Consider the following 20323-nt stretch of genomic DNA (forward strand, 5'->3'; position numbering starts at 1 on the left):
CCGCCGACAGCGACGACCCGGACCTGGTGCCGGCCGCAGAGAATCCCGACCTGAACGAGATGGTGGTGACCACTGATGAGGAGGGCCGGATCACCGCGACCGCGGATCTCGACGTTCTCACCGGGGAAGAGTTGCAGGCCGCGCTCGACCCACTGTGTCGGCCAGTACCGTCCCCGGACGGCTCACCCGACCCACGCAGTACGGGTCAACGTCGCGCGGACGCACTCGGGCAGATCATCCGCACCTACCTCGCCGGCTCCGAACGCCCGAGCAGTGGCGGCGTCCTACCCCACGCCACCCTGATCGTCCCCACCGTCCGGGCGCCAGGAGAGGAGGTCGCCCGGTTCGGGTTCGCTGGCCCGGTCTCCCCGGCCACGGTCGGACTCGCGTTGTGTACCGCCGCCGTCACCGCCGTCCGGGTCGACGGTGAGGGGGTTCCGCTCGATGTGGGGCGCGAGCACCGGTTGTTCACGCCGGGGATCCGGAAGGCACTCGCGGTCCGTGATGGCGGGTGCGCGTTCCCCGGCTGCGGGCGCCCGGTCTCCTGGACCGACGCGCACCACTGCACCCCGTGGGCCCACGGTGGAGACACCTCGGTCGGTAACGGAGTCCTGTTGTGTCGGATGCACCACGTGAAAATCCACCACACCGGATGGGAGGTGTTCATCGGCCACGACGGACACCCCTGGTTCCGCGAACCCACCGACCCGCAGCACCCGAACCGGCACCGCGAACCACTCCGGTCACACGCACGACGCACCATGACCGCCCACCCCACCGCAGTATGAGAGTCGTATCTCTCGTCTACTGCGGGAACGCCTGGTAGCAGCCAAAAATGGAGCGGGCGGCAGGAACGGCTCGCACGATAGCGGTGCCGCAGACGACGGCCCGGTCTGTACGGTGCAAGAAGAAGACCGCATGAAACCACGCACGATTATTGAGCGAAAGGACATGCATGGCTACGCCTGCACCGACGTCATCGACCAAGGCGCCGAAGGAGCCCGACAAGGGATATGTGGCGCTACTCGGCTGGAGCCTGGGAGCGATTGAGGCACTCGACGCCTTCGACCGGCGATACGTGGTGGTCGCCCCCGACTGGGCCGAAGAGTATTGCACCGAACACGACATTCCTTATCTCCCCTGGAACTTCGAGCGGCTCAACGATCGTTCGATGGAGATCGCCGAGACGCTGCAGGAAATGGGCGTCGACGTCGCCATCCCGCTGTTCGAGGAGACGGTCGAGTGGGCCGGCGCCATCAACTCGGTCCTGATGGACAAGCCCCGCCTGTTCGGACAGGCCATGCTTCTCCGCGACAAGGCGCTGATGAAGCGCCGAGCCCAGCTCGGCGGCATCCGCGTCGGCATCTTCGAGGAGGCGCACGACCGCGAAGACGTGATCCGGTTCCTGCGGCGCGTCAACCAGACGCTCCTCAAGCTCGACGGCGACCCGAACGACCCGATCCACCTCAAGGCGTTCGACAAGGCCGGTTGCTTGGGTCACCGCGTCGTCCGCACTCCGGACGACGTCGACTCGATTCCGGACGAGGAGTTTCCGGTCCTGATGGAATCGCACCTGGACGGCTGGGAGTTCGCGGTCGAGGCGTGGATCCACAACGGCAAGATCAAGTTCCTCAACATCTCCGAGTACGTGACACTCGGATACTCGGTGTTCGTGCCCGCGACTCCGGAACTCGAGAAGTACCGGCCGCAGATCACCGCTCAGATCGAGAAGCTGATCAAGGCCTTCGACATCGACTTCGGCTTCGTCCATCCCGAGTACTTCGTCACCAACGACGGCGAGATGTACTTCGGTGAGGTCGCGTACCGGCCGCCAGGGTTCAAGGTCTTCGAACTCCTCGAGCGCGCCTACGGATTCAACGCATACCAGGGCATGGTGCTCGCGTTCGACCCGAAGACCACCGAGGAGGAGATCGACGCGTTCTTCCCGAACGAAGTGGTCGACGCGAACGGTGTCGCCGGATGTTTCGGCGTCTACCCGCGACGTCGCGTGGTGTCGTCACTGGAAGTCCCCGAGGAGACGGCCGACGACGACTACTACGAGACCAACGACCTCGCGGCCCCGCTCGAAGAGACCGTCACCAAGCGGACCGCGTTCGGTACTCACTGGGGTCTCCTGTACTTCTTCGGTGACGATCCGTATCGGATGCGCGACCTGTTGAAGAGGCAGGAAGAACTCGACTTCTACGTATAAGGAATGATCGGGCGATGGAAGACTCTCAACCGAGCCCGGCGCTGACCTCGCGGGTGGAGCAACTCGATCACGCGGTGACGTCGATGCGCGAGGCGCCCGATTACACCAAGTCGGCGAAGCTGCGCCGAGTGTTGGACTCGCTGCGCCGGGTGCTCACCCAAGACGGTGGCCCCGGTGCCGTCCGCGAACGCGCACAGGTGATCGAGGCTGCCGGCGTCTTCGGCGGAACAGACTGGGACAGTCCCGCGATTCTGGTCCCGGCGCTGGCCGGCCCGAGCCTGCACAGCGAGAACGTCGACACCGTGGTCTTGGAAGCGGTCAGCGAACTGCGTCTGGTGGCGATCGCCCAGGGCGACTACGAGCACGCGGACATGACAGCCGACGATGCGCGACGCTTCCTGTCGCAGGTCCTCGCGATCAACCTCGACCTTCTCCTCGCGGCGCCCTCGGAGGCCGAGCGTGTCCAACAGGGCAAGTCGGCGACGATGACCCGCGATGTCGTGGCATACATCGTGGACCAGATCGGTTACGCGGCAGTGCTGGACGAGTTGGGCGACGAGATCTGGCGAATCCTGCGGCAACGGCCGATCCAGGTGGACCACGTGAAGGCGATGGTCACCCGAATCGCCATCGTGCGCAGCGACCCCGACACCGAGCACGGCGCCGCCGGACAAGGACTGGACCGACTGACCACTGCGCTCTTCGGCCCCACCGAAGCGTGCCGTGAAGACCCGGGCACCGACGTGTACCTGTCGCGTATCGAGGCGATGGACGTCGAAGCGCTCGAATCGGAGGCTCGCGGCTTCGCCCGCGCGATGCACGACACCGGACTGGTCTCCGCGTACCACGCCGTCCTGGTCACGTATCTCGCCGAATCGAACGTGTACCTGCTGCCCGAAGTCCTCGGCGTCTCCGAGGTCGGCCGCAACTGCATGCTCCGCTACGCCGACCTCGTGCAAGAACTGATCCGACGGGCGGTCTCGCCGCAGAACGCCCAGTGCCTGTACGGGCTGGCACTGCTGCTCGACCGCGGCATCCTGCACCAGCCGCCCGTCGTTCCGTCGCTGTGGCGTCAACTCGCTCTCAAACTCGCACCCCGAGTGCGGGAACGACTGCAGTCCGCCTTCGGGCCTGCGGTGGAGCCGGAGTCATTCCTACTCGGCGGCCTCCTCTCGATGCTCGGCCAGCCCCTCGGCGTCGGCCAGGGCGACAACCCCACCTGCCAGTCCGCGCGCGCACTCTCGATGTGGGCGTACAACGACCCGGACTACCTGCTACAGGTAGTCGCGTGGGCAGCGCGCGACGACGAGGTGACCGCGCACTTCGAAGGGCAGTCGATCTCGTCCTCCGACCTCATCGCCGGGGTCGCTTCCGGGGACCCCATCGACCTCGACCCCGTCTCACTGTTGGTGGTGCCGCACCTGGACCGCATCTACGCCGAGATGATCCGGCGATGCGCCGACCGGCCGGGCGATCCGCATCGGTGGGTCAATCCCGAATTCCACGGCTGGTGGGCGGCACGCGGCTTCCGGATCAACGTCGACGTCGGGACCGGAAGTCTCGACGCGCCCGACGAGTTCATCCGGCGGTTCTACGCCGCGTACCACCCGGAGTACAACGGCAACCAGCCGCTGATCCACCCGCAGCCCGCCGGCATCGCCTTCACCGACAGCGCAGCCCGCTATGTCGGCTGGCACGCGATCACCATCCTGCGGGTGGCGAACGATCCAGACGGCGTCGTTCGCGTCTACTTCTTCAATCCGAACAACGACTCCGGGCAGGATTGGGGTGACGACGTCGTCGTCGGCACGGCGGGCAACGGAGAACGTCCAGGAGAAGGCTCACTGCCGTTCGACCAGTTCGCGTCACGCCTGTACATCTTCCACGCCGATCCGCTCGAGGACGGCTCAGCCGACCTGGTTCCGGACGCCGACGTCGCCCGCGTGCTCGGATACGTGGAACGCAGTTGGGGCGTCGGCCGGATGCCCGCCTGACGTTCGGCGTTCACTCGTGTCGTGGCGCAGCGCCCAGGCGCCAAGGACCGCCGCGACGAGGCAGACGCCGACCGCCACCCACGTCGCCTGCCCGAGCCCGTCCACGAACACGTCGGCGACGACGACACGGATCTGTTCCGATGCCGCCTGCGGGGCACGGCCTGCCACCTCCGCGCCGGCCATCACCGACTGCTGAGCGATCTCGCTCACTTCGGCCGGAACGCCCAATCGGTCGAGACGCAGTCCGACGTTCGCGGCGTAGACCGACGTCATCACCGACCCCAGCACGGCGACGCCCAGAGTGCCGCCGACCTCCCTCGTCGTATCGTTGATCGCCGAGCCGGCTCCGGTCTGATGCTCGGGGAGCGCGTCCATGATCACCTGAGTGCACGGCCCCGAGATCATCGCGAGCCCCGCGGCCATCAGCATCATCGACCAGATGATCAGACCGAAGTAGGTCGACTGCCGATCGGTCAGTTCCACCACCGCGAACCCCGAGGCCATCAGCAACGCGCCCGCGGCAGCCACGGTTCGCGGACCGAATCGGTGCGAGAACGCCATCGCCACCGGTGACAGCACTGCGACAACGACCGCGAACGGCAGAGTTCGAATACCGGCCTGCAGCGGCGTGTAGCCCATAACGCCCTGGAAGAACTGGGTGATCAGGAAGATGAAGCCGAACAGGGCGAAGAAGGCGACGCTGATCATCCCGGCCGCCGCCGCGAACCTCCTGTTGGCGAACAGTCGGACGTTGAAGATCGGGTGGGCGCTTCGCGCCTGATGGACGACGAAGACCACCAATACCGCGACCGCGACGAGGAGACCACCGATCGTCCGCACCGTCGCCCAGCCGACCGACGGTCCTTCGATCACGGAGTACGTCAGCAATCCGAGGCCGACGACCGACAGCGCGATGCCAGTGGCGTCCAACCGGTGAAGCAGTGCCGGCCGCCGTTCCGGAGCGCGCACCGCAACCACGATCGCGGCTGCAGCGACAGCACCGAAGGGGACGTTGACCCAGAACACCGACGCCCAGGAGAAGTGGTTCAGCAGCCATCCGCCCAACACCGGTCCGACCGCGACCGCCGCTCCCGACGTCGCGGCCCAGACGCCGACCGCAGTCGCCCGCTCCCTGGCCTCCGGAAACGCCGCGATGATCAACGCGAGCGTCGCCGGAAATACCAGGGCCGCGAACATACCGAGCCCCGCACGCGCCGCGATCAACTGCCCGAGAGTCGTCGAGGCGGCCGCGGCGACCGAGACGACCACGAATCCACCGATGCCGGCCAGGAGCATGCGCCGATGACCGAATCGGTCGCCGAGGTAGCCACCTGTCAGCAGGAGACCCGCGAAGACCAGCGTGTATGCGTCGACGATCCATTGCAGACCGGATACTCCGGCGCCGAGATCCCGGCTCATAGTCGGCAACGCCACGTTCACGATCGTGTTGTCGACCATCACCAGGAGCTCGGCGATGCACAGCGCCACGAGCGCAGCCCATCTGTTTCTCATGGTTCTCCCCATATCGTTCAGTAGTACGTTGTTCTACAACAGAAGAACACCGTGCTATTGGTGCTGTCAAGGGTTTTGTAGAACAACGTTCTGTAACCTGAGGGCATGACTGACACGTCTTCCCGGGCCGCACGAACACCCGCAGCGCACATCCGCGCCGCGCTCGTGGCTGCGGGCCGGAAGATCCTGGAGGAGGAGGGGCCCACCGGGTTGACTGTGCGGGCGGTCGCAGGCGCCGCAGGCGTCGCACCGATGGGCGTCTACAACCACTTCGAAGGCAAGAACGGACTGCTCGACGCAGTCGTCACGGACGGTTTCCGCGAGTTCGCCACGATCATCGCGGCGACCGACGCCGACCCCACTGCGCGATTGGCTGAATCCGGCCGCGGCTACCGCCGTTTCGCGATCGCCAATCCCACGGTCTACTCGCTGATGTTCGCCAAAGACTGCAATCCAGACGTGGAGTCGGCGACGAACGCGTTCGAGGTGATCGTCGAGATCGTGCGGTACGGCCAGACCGGCGGCGTCATCCGCGACGGCGACCCGAACCAACTGGCGATGAACATCTGGTCCTGCGTCCACGGCGCCGTCAGCTTGGAACTCGCCACGCCCCAGCCGCCGTCCGTCGACATGCAGGCCAACTACGAGAGCGTCATCGCGCTGATCGGGCGCGGCATCGCGCCCTGACTCACACCTCGATCGGCGATCCGTCGTACAGGACGTCGAAGAACTGGGTCGCAACCAGAGTCTCGCCCTTGTCTCGATCCATGCCGAGCGATTTCCGGTAGGCATAGACGTGCTGCAACGACAGCGCTGAGTAGAGCAGCGGTTTCACATCGTGCTTGCCCGCGTACACGTCCGACGAGCCCTTCGCAGCGTGCAGGTCCGATTTCAGTTTGGACGGGTGCATCAGGAGGTCGCGCAGGACTGCCGACTCGATGGCCTTCTTGCGCCCCGCGGGTACGACGACCAGATTGCTCGGCGCGAACATCGCCGTGTCGAACTCTTCGGTGGTCGCGATGGTGCAGCCGTCAGTCGGACGTGGATTGCACTCCACCATGTAGTGAGTGCCGTCGTCGGTCTTCATGTAGTCGAAGCTGATCTGTCCGTGCCAGTTGAGTTCCTTCGCGAACTTCTGCGCGGCGGCGAGGGTCTCCGGTGCGTCGACCGACTCGAACACGATGCCGCCGCGGTCGTCGATCGTCAACGCATGCTCGTAGGTCGAGTGCAGAACGATCTCACCGTGATGCGCGACGCTCCAACTGCAGCGGTCCACGCCTTTGAGGTACTGCTGGACGAGCCACGGATTGTCAGCCGTCGGCACGATCGCGTCGACGCTCGACTCACCGGCGAGCGGACCGGTGTTAGTGATGATGTCCATGCCACCGCGCCCATACGCGGCGCGGGCGAACCAGTGCTCCCACCTCTGGGTGGCTGCCACGAACTCGTCGTGAGTCCGGGCCGTGACTGGCTCGGCGACGGGCAGTCCGAAGTCCTTGCACATCTGGGTGAACGAGACCTTGTCGTGCACTCGGTGCAGGGTGTCCAGGTCGGGGAAGAAGAGCTCGACGCCGGGATGAGCGGCCAGAATCTTCTCGCGCGCCGCGGCGAGGTAGAACACCTCCTCGAACATGGGAACTACCCAGTTCACGTCGTACTTCCCGATCAGCTCGATGACGGCGTCGATGAACGCCGCGGATTCCTGAGTCGGGGCGGGGGTGATCGCGTGATCGCGCGCGCCCCGCGAATGGCTGCCGGGCGACGCTCTGAACGTGTCCGTCGCGATCACGTGCCGGCCGGCCTCACCGAACTTGCGGATCTCATCCACGGCGAACGGCATGCGAGAGGTGGTCGCGAGAACACGAGTATCGACTGAGCTCATATCCGAGACGGTATCTGCAGATGTCCGACGACTCTCCCCGATGGCACAGCTACCGCCTGCGGTCTGGCACAGATACGAGCTCACCCGTCCGTGAGCAGATACTTCGCGATGACCGCGACCCCGTCGTCCGGGTCGTCGACGAGCTCGCGAAGCGCGGATTCGGCGGCACGGCCACCGATCTCACCGAGCGCCTGCGCGATCCGACGGCGGACAGCGGCATCGTCTCCGAGCCTGGCGACCAACCCCTGGACGGCGTCGCCGCCTGCGATCGACGCCAATGCCTCGGCCGCATCGACGTCGGCCACCCCGGCGACCACCAGGTCGATCAGCTCGGGCACCACGTCGCGTTCACCGCGCTCGACGAGCCCGAGCACCGCACGGCTTCGTACGCCCGGATCCGTGTCCGACACCGCAGACCTCAAGGCTGCGGTCGCAGTCTCACCCGTTGTCTCCACCAGCGTCAGAACTGCTCGCCGCCGCAGCTCGACGTCGTCGTCGGCGAGGACCGACACCAACACGTCGGTGACGTCGTCGCCGGACCTCGACAGCGCCCAGCGCAGCGCCCCCGCGACGTTGAGATCGCTTTCCGCGAGTACGGCCCGCGCCAGCACCTCGCCCGCCACCGCGTCGCCCGCCAACGCGGCGCGCTGTCGGCCCGACGGGTCCTCAGAGTCGAGCCCGGACAACAGAGCGACGACGTCGAGGACTTGTTCCCAGTCGTCGGGTCCGGAGTCGACGACCTGTCGCAGCCGGTCCAGCAGCGCTCGTTCGCGCACGATCCGCTGTTCGGTGCGCGCCGCGAGGTCGGCGACGACGTCGCCGGGCGCGAACGTCGGGTCGTCGAGGGCCTGGCCGACCTCCCGCAGGGAAAGCCCCAGAGCGCGAAGGCTTTCGACGTGGAAGATGCGGACGATGTCGTCGGCCCCGTACTCGCGGTACCCGGCCGACGATCGTCCGCTCGGCGTCACGATGCCGAGCGCCTCATAGTGGCGGAGCATCCGCGCACTCACGCCCGATCGCCTAGCCACCTCTCCGATCCGCACCGGTCACCTCTCGACGTCGAACACGAACGCCGACTCCGGATCTGCCGCCAGTCGCTCGGTAGCGGCCGCGTGGCCGCGGACCACCGGATCGGGTGACTGCCGCGCCATCGCGACGGCCTCCTCTGCGGCATCGCCGAGTTCGACGAGGGCTCGGCTGAGGCTCCGGTGCAGGTCACCGGAACCTCGCCCGAACTGTGTCGCCAGTATGGCAGCCAGCGGCGCCCTCTCGTCGTCGGGAACGAGAACGACCGCGGCCCGCCACGCGCTGCGGGCCGTCTCATCGTCGACGTCGGTGAGGAGCGCTCGTGAGATCGCAGGCCACGCCGAATCGTCGCCGATCTTCGACAACGTGTGCAGCGCCTGGCTCCGTGCCTGCGGCGTCGCGGACGCGAGCTGTGCGATCACCGCGGGGACCGTGCGCGCCGCCGGGTATCGGGTGATCGCCCACGTCAACATGTCGCGGACGTAGAAGTCCGGCTCCACCCGGCACCGGTCGATCACGACGTCGAGCAGGTCGGGTATCGGGTAGGTGCCGGCCTCGAGCGCCGCCCGCAACCTGACCTCCGAACGCTCGGCTCCCAGCGCCGCCGTGATGTGTGCTTGTGACCTGTCCATTGCGATCACCTCCTGCCATACGACTGGACACCCTGACACCGTGTGAGGGTCAAGCGAGTCGTACATACTGGCCGGATGGGACTTCGAATCGTCGCGGTGCTGACCGCTGTCGTGCTCGCTCTGGTTCTCGCCCCGCCCGCGGGCGCGAGCCCGCGACCCGCTCCGCTCCCCGACGACTTCCTCTGGGGCGTGGCGTCATCCGGATTCCAGTCCGAGGGCAGTTCGCCGGACAGCAACTGGACGAGATACATCCGGCGTGGCGAGACCGCCGACCCGATCGGCACGTCGGTCGACTTCCGGCACCGCTACCGGGAGGACGTCGCACTCGCGAAGGGGCTCGGCGTCGAGGTCTACCGAGTGGGCGTCGAGTGGGCTCGCGTGGAGCCGAGGCCGGGAGTGATCGACCGCCACGAGCTCGCCTACTACGACGACCTCGTCCAGAGCATCGTCGACGCCGGGATGCGACCGATGATCACCCTCGACCACTGGGTCTACCCGGGCTGGATCGCCGACCGCGGAGGGTGGGCGTGGAGCGGCACTCCCGCTGCCTGGCTGCGACACAACACGATGATCGTCGACCGGTACACGAAGTATCACCCGCTGTGGATCACGATCAACGAACCGACCGTCTACGTGCAGAAGGAACTCCAGAAGGGCGGGATCACCCCCGACCGGGTCACGACGATGCTCGACCGACTGGTGCGGGTCCACCGCACGATCTACGATCGCATCCACCGCCGCGATCCAAACGCGATGGTGTCGTCGAACATCGCCTACCTCCCGACCGTTGAGCCGCTCGTCGACGAGGCCTTCGCGGCCCGGGTCGCCGACCGGCTCGACTTCGTCGGCGTCGACTACTACTACTCGGTGTCGCCGACGGATCTGAGTGCCGCGAACGCCGCCGTCGACCGCATGTGGGATGCGTCGATGGCCGCCGACGGAATCTATTACGCACTCCGTGACCTGCACGAACGTTTCCCCGGCAAGCCTTTGTACGTGGTCGAGGCCGGCATGGTCACCGAGAACGGGAAGCCTCGGCGCGACGGATACCGGCGCGACGACCATCTCCGCGACCTCGTCTATTGGATGCAACGTGCCCGCGCCGACGGGATGCCGCTCATCGGCTTCAATTACTGGACGCTCACCGACAACTACGAGTGGGGCAACTACGCGTCCCGCTTCGGCCTGTACACGGTGGACGTCAAGACCGATCCGAGCCTGACTCGCCGCCCGACCGCAGGCGTCGCCGCGTATCGTGCGGTCACTGCAACCAACGGCGTCGGACCGTCGTATCGGCCGAGCCGACCCGCGACGTGGTGCTCGCTGGTGTCCGCTCCCTCGAGTTGCGCGCAACCGGTGCGGAACTGACATCCGGGTCGCTTGGCCGGGCGGTTCACCTCGGTCATCCGCGCAGCGAGCCGGCGTTCACCACGGGCTGGGTTGCTCGATCGCCGCACAGGACGACCAGCAGGTTCGACACCATGGCGGCGCGCCGCTCCTCGTCGAACTCGACGACGCCCTGCTCGCTGAGACGATCCAACGCCAGACCCACCATTCCAACCGCGCCCTCGACGATCTGCGTTCGCGCGGCGACGACCTGCGCGGCCTGCTGCCGGACGAGCATGGCCTGCGCGATCTCGGGTGCGTACGCCAGGTGCGTGATGCGGGCCTCGATGACTTCGATGCCAGCCGTCGCGGTGCGCTCGCCCAGCTCGACGGTCAGCTCTTCGGCGACGGTCGCTCCATCGCGCAGACTCGTCCGGTCGGCCTCGTGTGCGTCGTACGGGTGGATGGTGGCCAGATGCCGGACGGCGGCCTCCGACTGCGTGGCGACGTACTGCTCGTAATCGTCCACGGCGAACGCCGCCTTGAAGCTGTCGGTCACCCGGTACACGACCACTGCGGCGATCTCGACGGGATTACCGTCGGCGTCGTTCACCTTGAGCATCTGTGTCTCGAAGTTCCGGACACGCAACGAGATCGACTTCTTCTCCGACATCGGTACGAGCAGCGAGAATCCGGGTTCGTCGATCGATCCGATGTAGCGCCCGAAGAACTGGACGACTTTGGCCTCGTTGGGTCCGACGACGGTCAGCCCGGTCAGCGACCCGAGCGCCGCGACTCCGACGGCCACGGCGCAGACGACGAGGACACCCCACGCCGGGGATCCGCCGTCGGAGAGCATCGCGACCGACGCAATGGCGGCGACCGCGCAGACGACGATCACCACCAGCCCGCCGATCAACCCGAAGAAGCCGTTCGCCCGCCATGCACGACGTCGTTCCATCCCGTTCCCCTTGCTATCGCAGTGATGTCGCGAAGCTATCAGGACCTCGTCATACGGCGTGACTGATTTTTCACCGTCCACGACTGCGCGAGCCGCTGACCGGTGCGGCGGTCGGTGAGTCTGTCGACGAAGTACCAGTCCATTCGCGCGGCAGCGGGCGTCACGGTCAGTACGCCGTAGCCGTGCTCGTCGGTGTCGACCCACCGAGTGTGATGGTTCGTCGCCATGATCGCGGCCGACGCGGCGCCGCCGACGGTGTGCTCGGGCGCCTTCACCATGTCGTCGAGGTTGTTGGACGTCACCGACGTGACGACGAACTCGGTGGCGACGGTGCCTGCTCCCGGATAGTTCGCGGGCTTGCGCGGGATGTCGTTGGCCCACGACATGTGGATGTCGCCGGTGATGAACACGACGTTCTTCCGGCCCGCGTCGTCGATGGCGTCGAGCAGTCGCCGGCGGTCGGCGACGTAGCCGTCCCACTGGTCGCCGTTGAACGGGATCCCGTTCTCGGGGATGCCGACGAGATCGGTGATGATCTTGGTGCGAGCAGGGTCGAGCGGCGGGATGAGCAGCGGCGAGATCATCACCGAGTTGCCGACGATCTGCCACGTCGCGTCCGACGTGGTGATCGAGTTCTTGACCCACTCCATCTGGCGGCGACCCGTGATGGTGCGCCCCGGATCCTCGGACTCGCGGGAGAACTGACCTGCCGAGACGTCGCGGTACGTGCGCAGGTCGAGCATCGAGAGTTCCAGCAGTTTGCCGTAGGCGAGGCGACGGTAGATGTGCCGATTGTCGCCGGAGACCTGCGGTCGCACCGGCATCCACTCGAAGTAGGCGCGGTCGGCTCGAGCCTTCCGCTGCGCCCACGACCCCTGAGACGGCTTGTGGTTCTCGGCGCCGCCCGACCACTGGTCGTTGGCGGCCTCGTGATCGTCCCACGTCACGATGAACGGGTGTTGGCGGTGCACCGCCTGCAGGTCGGGGTCCGTCTTGTACTGCCCATGCCGGATCCGGTAGTCGGCGAGAGACACGATGTCGTGGGACGGCTCGTGACGGCGGACCACGCCGTTCTTGCCCGCATATCCGCTCGGACCGTATTCGTAGATGTAGTCGCCGAGATGGATGACGGCGTCGAGATCGGTGCGGTCGGCGAGGAAACCGTACGAGCTGAAGTACCCGGCCTCCCAGTTGGAGCAGCTGACCACCCCGAAACGGGCTCGGGCGACGTCGGAGCCTGCGGCAGGCGCGGTCTTGGTCCGTCCGACCGGTGACACCGAGCCCGCAGCAGGCCCGCTCGTGACACGGAATCGATACCAGTAGACAGTCGCCGGCCGCAGACCCGACACGTCGACTTTGACGGTGTGGTCGCGCGAGGCGTCGGTCGTGGTCGTCCCCGAGGCGATCACTGCGCCGAACGATCTGCTTCCGGCCACCTCCCAGGTGACGTCCGACGCACCGCCGCGTCCGGATCCCGGCGTCGCCGTCGCCGTCGGCGTCACTCGGGTCCACAGGATCACTCCGCCGGGCAGCGGATCTCCGGACGCGACCCCGTGACGAAACGCCGAACGGGCGGCGTCTGCAGGGCCGACCGCGAGCGGCAGTCCGACGGCGAGCGCGCCCGCACCCGCCGCTCCGATGAAACCGCGGCGGGTGAACGTGAGGGGACTCTTCGCTTCAGACACCTCGCCGACGGTTTCACGGCTGAGTTGCGCCTCGGTGACGTCAATGCGAACGAACGGGGCCGACCCGTCGACGTCTTCGTCACCTCCGGTTCACGCGTCCATGCCAGAATCGATCGCATGATCGAGAACAGCCCCGAATCGGCAGGACCGAGCCGTCGCACGTTCCTCGCAGGCACCGCTGTCGCTGCCGGTACCGCCGCTGTCGTCGGAGCGTCCGGAGCGTTGGCTCCGGACGCCGCGGCCGCTGGGCACTTCCCGCTCCCGTTCCAAGCCGAGCGCCTCCGAGTCCTGGTCACCGGCGATGCAGGCACCGGTGAGAAGCCGCAGTACGCGGTCACCGCCGCCGCTCGACGGCTGCACGCCGCCGACCCGTTCGACGTCGCCGTCGGGCTCGGCGACAACATCTACGAGGCCGGACCGAACGGCCCGGACGACGCACAGTTCCGAAGCAAATTCGAGAAGCCGAACACCGGCCTGGACTTCCCGTGGCTGATGACACTCGGCAACCACGACAACACGGCGATCTTCCCCGGCGACGGCGGTTGGCTTCTTCGGGGCGACGACGAGGTGCGGTACCACTCGCGGTCACGCCGCTGGTACATGCCGTCTCGCTATTATTCGGTGGAACTCGGAGTGGCCGACTTCTTCATCCTGGACCTGAATCCGTTGGCCGCCTACATCCCGCCGTTTCTGTCACCCGAATGGGAGCCCGGCGGGCACTACATGACCCGCCAGGCGCGATGGCTCGACAAGGCACTCGCCGCGTCGAGCGCGCCGTGGAAGTTCGTGTGCACGCACCACCCCTACGCGAACAACGGTCCGCACGGCCCGGCCGGTGATTACGACGGCCTGCCCGCGCCGTTGAACGGCGACGCCGCGAAGGCGTTCTTCGAACGACATGTCGCGGGGCGCGCCCAGTTCCTGCTGTCCGGCCACGACCACAGCCAACAGGTCCTCGAGAACGTCTCGGGTCTGCGCGGCACCCGTCAGATCGTGTCCGGCGCTGCGGCGAAGACCGTGAACAAGCCGTCTACTAAACGGTTCCGGGCACGCTACGAGAATCTGCACGACCGCGGCTTCATGGCTCTCGACGTGACACCGTCGACAGTAGGTCTCACCGCATACGAGGTGTCCCCCGACCGCCCGCGGGCGACCAAGGCGTTCGAGACCTCGTACCGCAAGAACTGAAATACGTTCGGGTTATGCTCCGAACGTGAAGATTCGACGCGTCTCCTCGATTCTGGCGCTCACCGCTGCGGCAGCCGCACTGCTCGTCGCTCGAGGCACGGGCGACGGCGTCGCCAACGCAGGACCTGCCTCGTGCGTGCCGTTCGGAACGGCGCAACTACCGCCCGGAGCCCCCGCCAGCGGCAGCCGGGCAGGCCTTCAGGACTTTCCCGGTTACACCGGTAAGGCCGCGCCGAAGCGAGTCGACCTGCGCACCGAGACAACCCAGTTCAACCGACACTGGGATTTCGCGTTGGTGGGGCACCGCCTGATCGCCCGACCTCGCGGGTCCGCCGGATCGTGGCGGACGGTGCCGTTGCCGACGTGCCTGCGCAACCGACTCGTCGCGATCTCGCTCGACGACGACGGCATGCGGATGACGCCGAGCAAGCCCGGGCTGACCGCGACTCCACGCCACCTGATAGGGGCCGTCGAACTCGACGACGCGACCGGCTCCGGCCCCGCGGTCAAGGCGTTCGTCCGTGATTGGATAAAGGGCACGTCGATCGCGCCCATCACACTGAGCGCGACGTCCACGGATCTGGTGATCCGATGACCGGGGAACTGATCGATGTCGGCGACGACGTCCAGATCTGGGCGTCGAGCCGAGGTGACGGCCCGACGGTCCTGCTGTCGGCGGGGCTCGGCATGCCTGCCCAGACGTGGACGTTCACCGGGCTCCCCGACGCCCTCGTCGACGCCGGGTTCCAGGTCATCGAGTACTCAGCGCGCGGCATCGCCCCGTCGTCGGCTCCGCCCGCCCCGTACTCGGTGCACGACATCGCTGCGGACGCGGCCGAAGTCCTCGACCGCTACGGCGTCGATGAAGCGATCCTCGTCGGCTACTCGATGGGCTGCTACGTCTCTCAAGCAGTGCTGGATGTGTGGGGCGGCACGGTTCGCGGGCTGGCGATGGTCGCCGGACTCCGGTCGTCGACCATCGGCGTGGTCGTCAACGAGATGGAACTCGAGTTGATCGACAGGCTCGGGCACGTGCCCGACTCGGTGTCGCTGTTCGAGCAGCTGATGACGATCCCGTCCTCTTCGGTCCTGCGCGACGACGCCGAGGTCGCGAACTGGCGCGCGATGCTCGATGGCGCGAGCGGCGACGTCTGGACGTCGATCGAGGGGCAGCACGGCTGCACTCGCGCGTCGTACGACTGGATGCGATCGGGCGAGCCGACCGTCGAACGCTTGGCAGCCATCGAGTGCCCGACGTTGGTCGTCGGCTTCGGCGACGACATGTTCTTCCCCGCGTCCGGTTCGCAGGAGGCCGCGTCGCACATCCCGAACGCGCAGTGGACGCTCGTCGACGGCCTCGGCCACGGTGGCCTCATCTTCGACCCCGAGCACCGCGCGACCGCTGCCGTCGCCGCCTTCTGCCAGAGCCTCTGAGGAGCCACCGCTGGTCGAGCCTTCCGCTGCTGGTCGAGCCTTCCGCCGCAGGTCGAACGGAGTCGAGACCGATCTCGACTCCGCTCGATCAACGGGAGGCCCGCTCGATCAACGGGAGAGCCGCTCGATCAGATCGGCCGACCGTCCCACTCGTGGTCGTGCATGAAGCCGCCGTCGAGGCCGACGTGGTATTTGCGGGCGTCTCGCAGGATTCCCGCGTACGCGATGGGCATCATGAAGCCCGGCTTCGGATCGGTCTTGGAGGCGATGACGTCGTCGGCCTTACGCATCTCCGCAAGGAACCGTCGGAACGTGTTGTTCGGGTAGGAGCTCTTCTTCCAGCCGTAGATCGTCATGCCTGCACCGATCATCGTGGTGCGCCCCGCCTGCGGGGTGATCAGCTCCGTGTTCTCGCCGAAGAACGCGCGGTCCACCCGGTCCTCGTCCTTGAACATCATGATTCCACTGGTTGCACGCGGGTTGCACTCGATCGTGACGAGGCCGCGTCCGGGGTGCTCGATGAAGTCGAGCCCCATGTGGCCGGTGAATCCGACCTCCTTGACCAGTCGACGAGTCCATTCGATGATGCCCGGGTGGTCGACCTGCTCGAACGTCAGGCACGACTGTCCGCCGATCGCGTAGGCGACCGGGTAGGTGGCGTGGGCATACATCTCGCCGTCCCGGCAGATCGAATACGTGCAGTAGCGGTCGCCCTCGAGCCACTCCTGCGCGATCCACGGATTGGTCGGATCGTAAGTGAGGTAGCTGAGGTCGTCACCCGGGTAGGCCTTGTAGACCTTCTGCGAGCCGCGCGAATACGCCTGCTTGATCGCGAACGGCGTCGTGAATTCCTCCGACGCGGCGACCGCGTCTTCCGGCGACGAGATCTCCCTGAACTTGAGCGCTTCGATTCCGCGGTCGACGAGCGCCTGCTGGTACGACAGCTTGTTGTGGAGCATGTCTTCGATCTCGAATGCGGAGAGGAACAGCTCGCAGGTGGCGGGAAAGAGCCCGGCCATCATCGCGAGGATGTCGGTCTCTTCGTGAATCGGGATGACGATGTCGACCTTCTCCCGTTCGACGATCGCCGCCAACTCGCGGCAGTACTCCTGAGGCTTGTACTTGGGCGGGCTCACCCGGTGAAAGGCGGAGACGGCGTTCGAGTACTTACTGACGCCGACCGCCATGCTGTCGACCACAGTCACCTTGTGCCCGGCAGCGGCCATTCGGCGCGCCAGGTTGAGGGTCAGGAACGACCGCGCAAAAGTGATCAGGACATGTCTACGCTCACCGGATACCACGCATACAGAGTAGACATAGCCCGGTGGCTGCCGTGTAGCCTGTTGCACCGAGTGACTTTTCTCTAGCTGAATAGGATTCGCTTTGTTCGCAATCGGCGTCATCGCCGCTGCCATGGCGGCCGTGGCGTACGGCGTTTCGACCGTGCTGCGCGCTCTCGGTGCTCGACGGGTCGCTGTCGAGATGCGCGAGAACGCGGACAGCGGAGGCCCCGGATCACCCGGGCAGGACACGACGGCTCCGTCCGTCACCTCGACGATGTCGACGATCGCCGATCCGGCGTTCATTCTCGGCACGCTGATGGTCGTCGTCGGTTTCGGTGGCGGCGCGCTCGCCGCACGTTTCCTGCCGCTGTTCCTCGCGCAGTCGATCGTCGCGGCGAACCTCGTGGTCACCGCACTGCTCGGCACCCTGTTGCTCAACATCATGTTGCACACCCGCGACTGGGTCGCGATCTGGCTGGTCGTGTTGTCGCTGTTCCTCCTGGGCGTCTCGTCGGCGCAGCATGCAGAGGACTCGGTCGACCGAGGCTTCCACTGGGGTCTGCTCGGTGCGACCCTCGTGGTCAGCGCCGTCGCGCTGATCGGCGTCTACACGCTCGGCAAGTACGCGGCGGTCCTCGGCGGCGCCGCGGCAGGTCTGTTGTTCGGCATCATCGCGATCGCAGTCCGCGTCCTCGACGGCGTGTCGCCGTTCAACGTCGTCACGCTGCTGTCTGATCCCGCAGCCTGGTCGATCGCGGTGGCCGGAGCCGTCGGCTTCTACGTCCAGACGGTCGCGTTGCAGGTCGGAGCCGTGAACGGGGTGACCGCCCTGCTGGTGGTCTGCGAAACGGCCGGTCCGAGCCTGATCGGCGTCCTGTTCCTCGACGACTCCGCCCGCCCCGGACTCGCGTGGCTGGCGTTCGTCGGTTTCATCGGCGCCGTGGTCGGCGCCGTCCTCGTCGCCTGGTACAGCACGGGCGACCCAGACCACTTCGGGGAGGCTCCTCCGGAGAAGGGCGGCTGGCGTCGCGGCCGCGAAGAGCTCTCCGACGCCGACTAGTCCCCTCGCGCACTGTCACTCGCGGGCGGGGCTCGACGCCTGCGCCCAGAACCGTTTCGGGATCCGTCCCGCGCCTGCTGCGAGTCGGCCGCCGAGCACTGCGTGCCGCATAGCCGACGCCATCGCCTCCGGATCGTTGGCGCGGGTCACCGCGCTGGCGAGAAGTACTGCGTCGCAACCGAGTTCCATGGCCAGGGCGGCGTCGCTCGCGGTACCGACTCCGGCATCGAGAACGACGGGGACCCCGGCACGCGCGACGATCATCTCGATGTTGTGCGGGTTGGAGATGCCCAGCCCGGTGCCGATCGGCGAACCCAGCGGCATCACTGCAGCGACCCCGACGTCTTCGAGATGACGTGCAAGTATTGGATCGTCATTCGTGTAGGCCATCACGTCGAAGCCGTCGGCGACGAGGGCCTCGGCGGCGTCCACGAGTTCGAGTGGGTCGGGCAGCAGGGTGTGATCGTCGGCGACCACCTCGAGCTTCACCAGGTTCGTCTCGACGGCTTCCCGTCCGAGTTGCGCGCACAAGACGGCTTCGGACTTCGTATGGCACCCCGCGGTATTGGGCAGCACCGCGATGTCGAGACGGCGCAACAGGTCGAGGACTCCGGTTCCGGACGTCGCGTCGACGCGACGCATTGCGACGGTCGTCAGCTCGGTTCCGGATGCGATGAGCGCACGCTCGAGGACGGCGAGGTTCGACGCCCCGCCCGTCCCGGTGATCAGCCGGGACGTGTATCCGCGGCCTGCGACGACGAACGGGTCAGCCACCCTGCACCGCCGTCAGGACGTCGATCTCCGCGTACTCGCCGATCTCCTCGCTCCACCTGGACTTCGGGCGCACCACCCCGTCCACCGCGATCGCGACGCCCTCGTCCGGAAATCCCATGTGCGCAAGGAGTCCCGGCACGTCGACCGGGCCGTCGATCTGCACGGCGTCGCCGTTGACAGTCAGTTCCATGATCGTCTCTTCTCTCTCGGTCTCTCAGGCCAGCAGTTCCATGACGCGACTCGCCGTCCACGGCGCCAACGCGATCCCGTTGCGCCCATGTCCGGTCGCGACGAGCATGCGATCGTCGATCCGCTGCACGATGGGAAGGCCGTCGGCCGAGCACGGCCGGATCCCCGCTGCGGCTTCGACGAGCTCATAGGAGCTCAACCCCGGCATGACGGCGATCGCGTCGGCCAGGAGGTCGGCGACTCCGACGGCTTGAGGCCGCCGGTCATCGGGACCTTGGGCCTCGTACTGGGTGGCGCCGACGACGACCCCGTCGGCACGCGGCACGAGGTAGACGGGCCTGCCGTGACGGCGTCCGCGGATGACGTGTCGTGGAGGCGGCACCGACCATCGGGTCCGGCGCAGGCGGAGGATCTCGCCCTTCTCGCCGTGCACCGGGACTCCAGCTCCGGCGAGCGCGGCGCTGCCGAGTCCCGCGGCGATCAGCACCCGATCGCCCGGCAGTTCCGTCGGGTCGTCGACGGTGGCGTCCACGACCTGTCCGCCGCTCGCGCGGAGCGCTGCGGCGAGTGCGTCGATGAGCAGCCGGTTATCCACTGCGCCTTCACCTTCGGCGAGGTATCCGCCCGCGAGCCCCCGTCCGAGCGACGGCTCCGCTCGACGCAGCTCGGAGCCCGTCGACCTGCGCAGCGACGCTGCGGGCAGCCGGTCACGGACAAAAGCGACCTGGTCGTCGAGGTAGGCGAAGTCGGTGCCGGAGGCGGCCATCAGGATGCTATCGGAGGCGGTGTGGACAGCAGGGTCGCCGAGGCGACCGAGGAAGTCCGGCCAGAGCGCCGCCGACTGCGACGAGAGGTCGAGGAGGCGGTCCTCACCCGGCTGTCCTTCTCCGAGGCACCCGAGCATGCCGCCCGCGACGTGAGTGGCGCGCGCTCTCGGTCCGGCGTCGTGCACGGTGGTCGTCCAGCCTGCGTCCGTGGCGGCCAGCGCGCACGCCAGGCCGATCACGCCGCCGCCGACGACGGAGAGTTCTCTTCCCACCTTGATCAAATCCCTTCGCCGGCATTATCCGGATCAGGTCAGACGGTCAGCGACGGCTCGCGTCGCACTCTCAGCCCGGCGCCCCGGACTCCCGTGTGTCTCACTTCTTGTGCCACCAGCCTACCG

At 67.0% G+C, this 20323-nt stretch carries 19 protein-coding genes and 1 riboswitch; of the genes, 9 read left to right on the plus strand and 10 right to left on the minus strand.

The window, feature by feature from the left end:
• The 3 genes from L5G32_RS16385 to L5G32_RS16395 form a co-directional block, all read left to right on the plus strand.
• Positions 1-788, plus strand: a 788-nt coding sequence (locus L5G32_RS16385; RefSeq protein ID WP_237012150.1) for an HNH endonuclease signature motif containing protein, incomplete at its 5' end; no start/stop codon positions are given.
• Between the two features lie 167 nt (positions 789-955).
• Positions 956-2212, plus strand: a complete 1257-nt coding sequence (locus L5G32_RS16390; RefSeq protein WP_237012151.1) for an ATP-grasp domain-containing protein — start codon at positions 956-958, stop codon at positions 2210-2212.
• A 14-nt stretch (positions 2213-2226) separates the two neighbouring features.
• Complete coding sequence (locus tag L5G32_RS16395) at positions 2227-4206, plus strand: hypothetical protein (protein WP_237012152.1); 1980 nt, start codon at positions 2227-2229, stop codon at positions 4204-4206.
• Here L5G32_RS16395 and L5G32_RS16400 read toward each other — a convergent pair.
• Positions 4120-5718, minus strand: a complete 1599-nt coding sequence (locus L5G32_RS16400) for an MFS transporter (protein WP_237012153.1) — start codon at positions 5716-5718, stop codon at positions 4120-4122. The genes L5G32_RS16395 and L5G32_RS16400 overlap by 87 nt on opposite strands.
• Positions 5719-5823: 105 nt before the next feature.
• Here L5G32_RS16400 and L5G32_RS16405 point away from each other — a divergent pair, with 105 nt between their 5' ends.
• A complete protein-coding gene (locus L5G32_RS16405; protein ID WP_237012154.1) occupies positions 5824-6405 on the plus strand; it encodes a TetR/AcrR family transcriptional regulator in 582 nt (193 codons plus the stop codon).
• Between the two features lies 1 nt (position 6406).
• Here the strand turns inward: L5G32_RS16405 and L5G32_RS16410 are convergent, their stop codons facing one another.
• The 3 genes from L5G32_RS16410 to L5G32_RS16420 all read right to left on the minus strand — a co-directional run bounded on the left by L5G32_RS16410 (position 6407) and on the right by L5G32_RS16420 (position 9258).
• On the minus strand, positions 6407-7600 hold the full coding sequence (locus L5G32_RS16410; RefSeq protein ID WP_237012155.1) for an ATP-grasp domain-containing protein: 1194 nt from the start codon (positions 7598-7600) through the stop codon (positions 6407-6409).
• A gap of 80 nt (positions 7601-7680) precedes the next feature.
• Positions 7681-8643 (minus strand): HEAT repeat domain-containing protein, encoded by a 963-nt coding sequence (locus tag L5G32_RS16415; RefSeq protein WP_237012156.1) that lies wholly within the window; start codon positions 8641-8643, stop codon positions 7681-7683.
• A gap of 3 nt (positions 8644-8646) precedes the next feature.
• Entirely contained in the window at positions 8647-9258 is a 612-nt protein-coding gene (locus L5G32_RS16420) for a HEAT repeat domain-containing protein (RefSeq protein ID WP_237012157.1), read from the minus strand.
• Between the two features lie 75 nt (positions 9259-9333).
• On the opposite strand from L5G32_RS16420, the gene L5G32_RS16425 reads away from it, so the two are divergent.
• Positions 9334-10626, plus strand: coding sequence for a family 1 glycosylhydrolase (locus L5G32_RS16425; RefSeq protein WP_237012158.1), 1293 nt, complete (start codon positions 9334-9336; stop codon positions 10624-10626).
• A gap of 34 nt (positions 10627-10660) precedes the next feature.
• On the opposite strand, the gene L5G32_RS16430 is transcribed toward L5G32_RS16425, so the two are convergent.
• Both L5G32_RS16430 and L5G32_RS16435 read right to left on the minus strand, forming a co-directional pair.
• Positions 10661-11545: an SPFH domain-containing protein gene (locus L5G32_RS16430; RefSeq protein ID WP_237012159.1), complete on the minus strand. Its 885-nt coding sequence runs from the start codon at positions 11543-11545 to the stop codon at positions 10661-10663.
• Between the two features lie 38 nt (positions 11546-11583).
• The gene (locus tag L5G32_RS16435; RefSeq protein WP_237012160.1) at positions 11584-13230 is read right to left on the minus strand and encodes an alkaline phosphatase D family protein; all 1647 of its coding nucleotides are present in this window, start codon (positions 13228-13230) and stop codon (positions 11584-11586) included.
• A 117-nt stretch (positions 13231-13347) separates the two neighbouring features.
• Between L5G32_RS16435 and L5G32_RS16440 the strand changes: the two genes are divergently transcribed.
• Genes L5G32_RS16440 through L5G32_RS16450 form a run of 3 tightly spaced genes read left to right on the plus strand, consistent with a single transcriptional unit; the run spans position 13348 to position 15852 of the window.
• On the plus strand, positions 13348-14418 hold the full coding sequence (locus L5G32_RS16440; protein WP_237012161.1) for a metallophosphoesterase: 1071 nt from the start codon (positions 13348-13350) through the stop codon (positions 14416-14418).
• 25 nt (positions 14419-14443) lie between these two features.
• Positions 14444-15013 carry a hypothetical protein gene (locus tag L5G32_RS16445; protein WP_237012162.1) on the plus strand — a complete coding sequence of 190 codons (570 nt, stop codon included), beginning with the start codon at positions 14444-14446 and terminating at the stop codon, positions 15011-15013.
• Complete coding sequence (locus L5G32_RS16450) at positions 15010-15852, plus strand: alpha/beta fold hydrolase (protein ID WP_237012163.1); 843 nt, start codon at positions 15010-15012, stop codon at positions 15850-15852. Before L5G32_RS16445 ends, L5G32_RS16450 begins: the two co-directional genes overlap by 4 nt.
• A gap of 128 nt (positions 15853-15980) precedes the next feature.
• On the opposite strand, the gene L5G32_RS16455 is transcribed toward L5G32_RS16450, so the two are convergent.
• Positions 15981-17153 carry an ATP-grasp domain-containing protein gene (locus L5G32_RS16455; protein ID WP_237012164.1) on the minus strand — a complete coding sequence of 391 codons (1173 nt, stop codon included), beginning with the start codon at positions 17151-17153 and terminating at the stop codon, positions 15981-15983.
• An 82-nt stretch (positions 17154-17235) separates the two neighbouring features.
• Here L5G32_RS16455 and L5G32_RS16460 point away from each other — a divergent pair, with 82 nt between their 5' ends.
• A complete protein-coding gene (locus tag L5G32_RS16460) occupies positions 17236-18195 on the plus strand; it encodes a DMT family transporter (protein WP_237012165.1) in 960 nt (319 codons plus the stop codon).
• 15 nt (positions 18196-18210) lie between these two features.
• Here the strand turns inward: L5G32_RS16460 and L5G32_RS16465 are convergent, their stop codons facing one another.
• The 3 genes from L5G32_RS16465 to L5G32_RS16475 all read right to left on the minus strand — a co-directional run bounded on the left by L5G32_RS16465 (position 18211) and on the right by L5G32_RS16475 (position 20197).
• Positions 18211-18969, minus strand: a complete 759-nt coding sequence (locus L5G32_RS16465) for a thiazole synthase (protein WP_237012166.1) — start codon at positions 18967-18969, stop codon at positions 18211-18213.
• Positions 18962-19159, minus strand: a complete 198-nt coding sequence (thiS, locus tag L5G32_RS16470) for a sulfur carrier protein ThiS (RefSeq protein WP_237012167.1) — start codon at positions 19157-19159, stop codon at positions 18962-18964. Before thiS ends, L5G32_RS16465 begins: the two co-directional genes overlap by 8 nt.
• Before the next feature lie 24 nt (positions 19160-19183).
• On the minus strand, positions 19184-20197 hold the full coding sequence (locus tag L5G32_RS16475) for an FAD-dependent oxidoreductase (RefSeq protein WP_237012168.1): 1014 nt from the start codon (positions 20195-20197) through the stop codon (positions 19184-19186).
• Positions 20190-20302: riboswitch (TPP riboswitch) on the minus strand. Its footprint overlaps the gene before it by 8 nt.
• Positions 20303-20323: the final 21 nt, after the last annotated feature.

The organism is Gordonia zhenghanii (genome assembly GCF_021738965.1).
GTDB lineage: Bacteria > Actinomycetota > Actinomycetes > Mycobacteriales > Mycobacteriaceae > Gordonia > Gordonia zhenghanii.

Bases quoted from the DNA above. Each gene is read 5' to 3' on its own strand.
- L5G32_RS16390 (WP_237012151.1), top strand. From the start codon at position 956: ATGGCTACGCCTGCACCGACGTCATCGACCAAGGCGCCGAAGGAGCCC.
- L5G32_RS16395 (WP_237012152.1), top strand. From the start codon at position 2,227: ATGGAAGACTCTCAACCGAGCCCGGCGCTGACCTCGCGGGTGGAGCAA.
- L5G32_RS16400 (WP_237012153.1), bottom strand. From the start codon at position 5,718: ATGAGAAACAGATGGGCTGCGCTCGTGGCGCTGTGCATCGCCGAGCTC.
- L5G32_RS16405 (WP_237012154.1), top strand. From the start codon at position 5,824: ATGACTGACACGTCTTCCCGGGCCGCACGAACACCCGCAGCGCACATC.
- L5G32_RS16410 (WP_237012155.1), bottom strand. From the start codon at position 7,600: ATGAGCTCAGTCGATACTCGTGTTCTCGCGACCACCTCTCGCATGCCG.
- L5G32_RS16420 (WP_237012157.1), bottom strand. From the start codon at position 9,258: ATGGACAGGTCACAAGCACACATCACGGCGGCGCTGGGAGCCGAGCGT.
- L5G32_RS16425 (WP_237012158.1), top strand. From the start codon at position 9,334: ATGGGACTTCGAATCGTCGCGGTGCTGACCGCTGTCGTGCTCGCTCTG.
- L5G32_RS16430 (WP_237012159.1), bottom strand. From the start codon at position 11,545: ATGGAACGACGTCGTGCATGGCGGGCGAACGGCTTCTTCGGGTTGATC.
- L5G32_RS16440 (WP_237012161.1), top strand. From the start codon at position 13,348: ATGATCGAGAACAGCCCCGAATCGGCAGGACCGAGCCGTCGCACGTTC.
- L5G32_RS16450 (WP_237012163.1), top strand. From the start codon at position 15,010: ATGACCGGGGAACTGATCGATGTCGGCGACGACGTCCAGATCTGGGCG.
- thiS (WP_237012167.1), bottom strand. From the start codon at position 19,159: ATGGAACTGACTGTCAACGGCGACGCCGTGCAGATCGACGGCCCGGTC.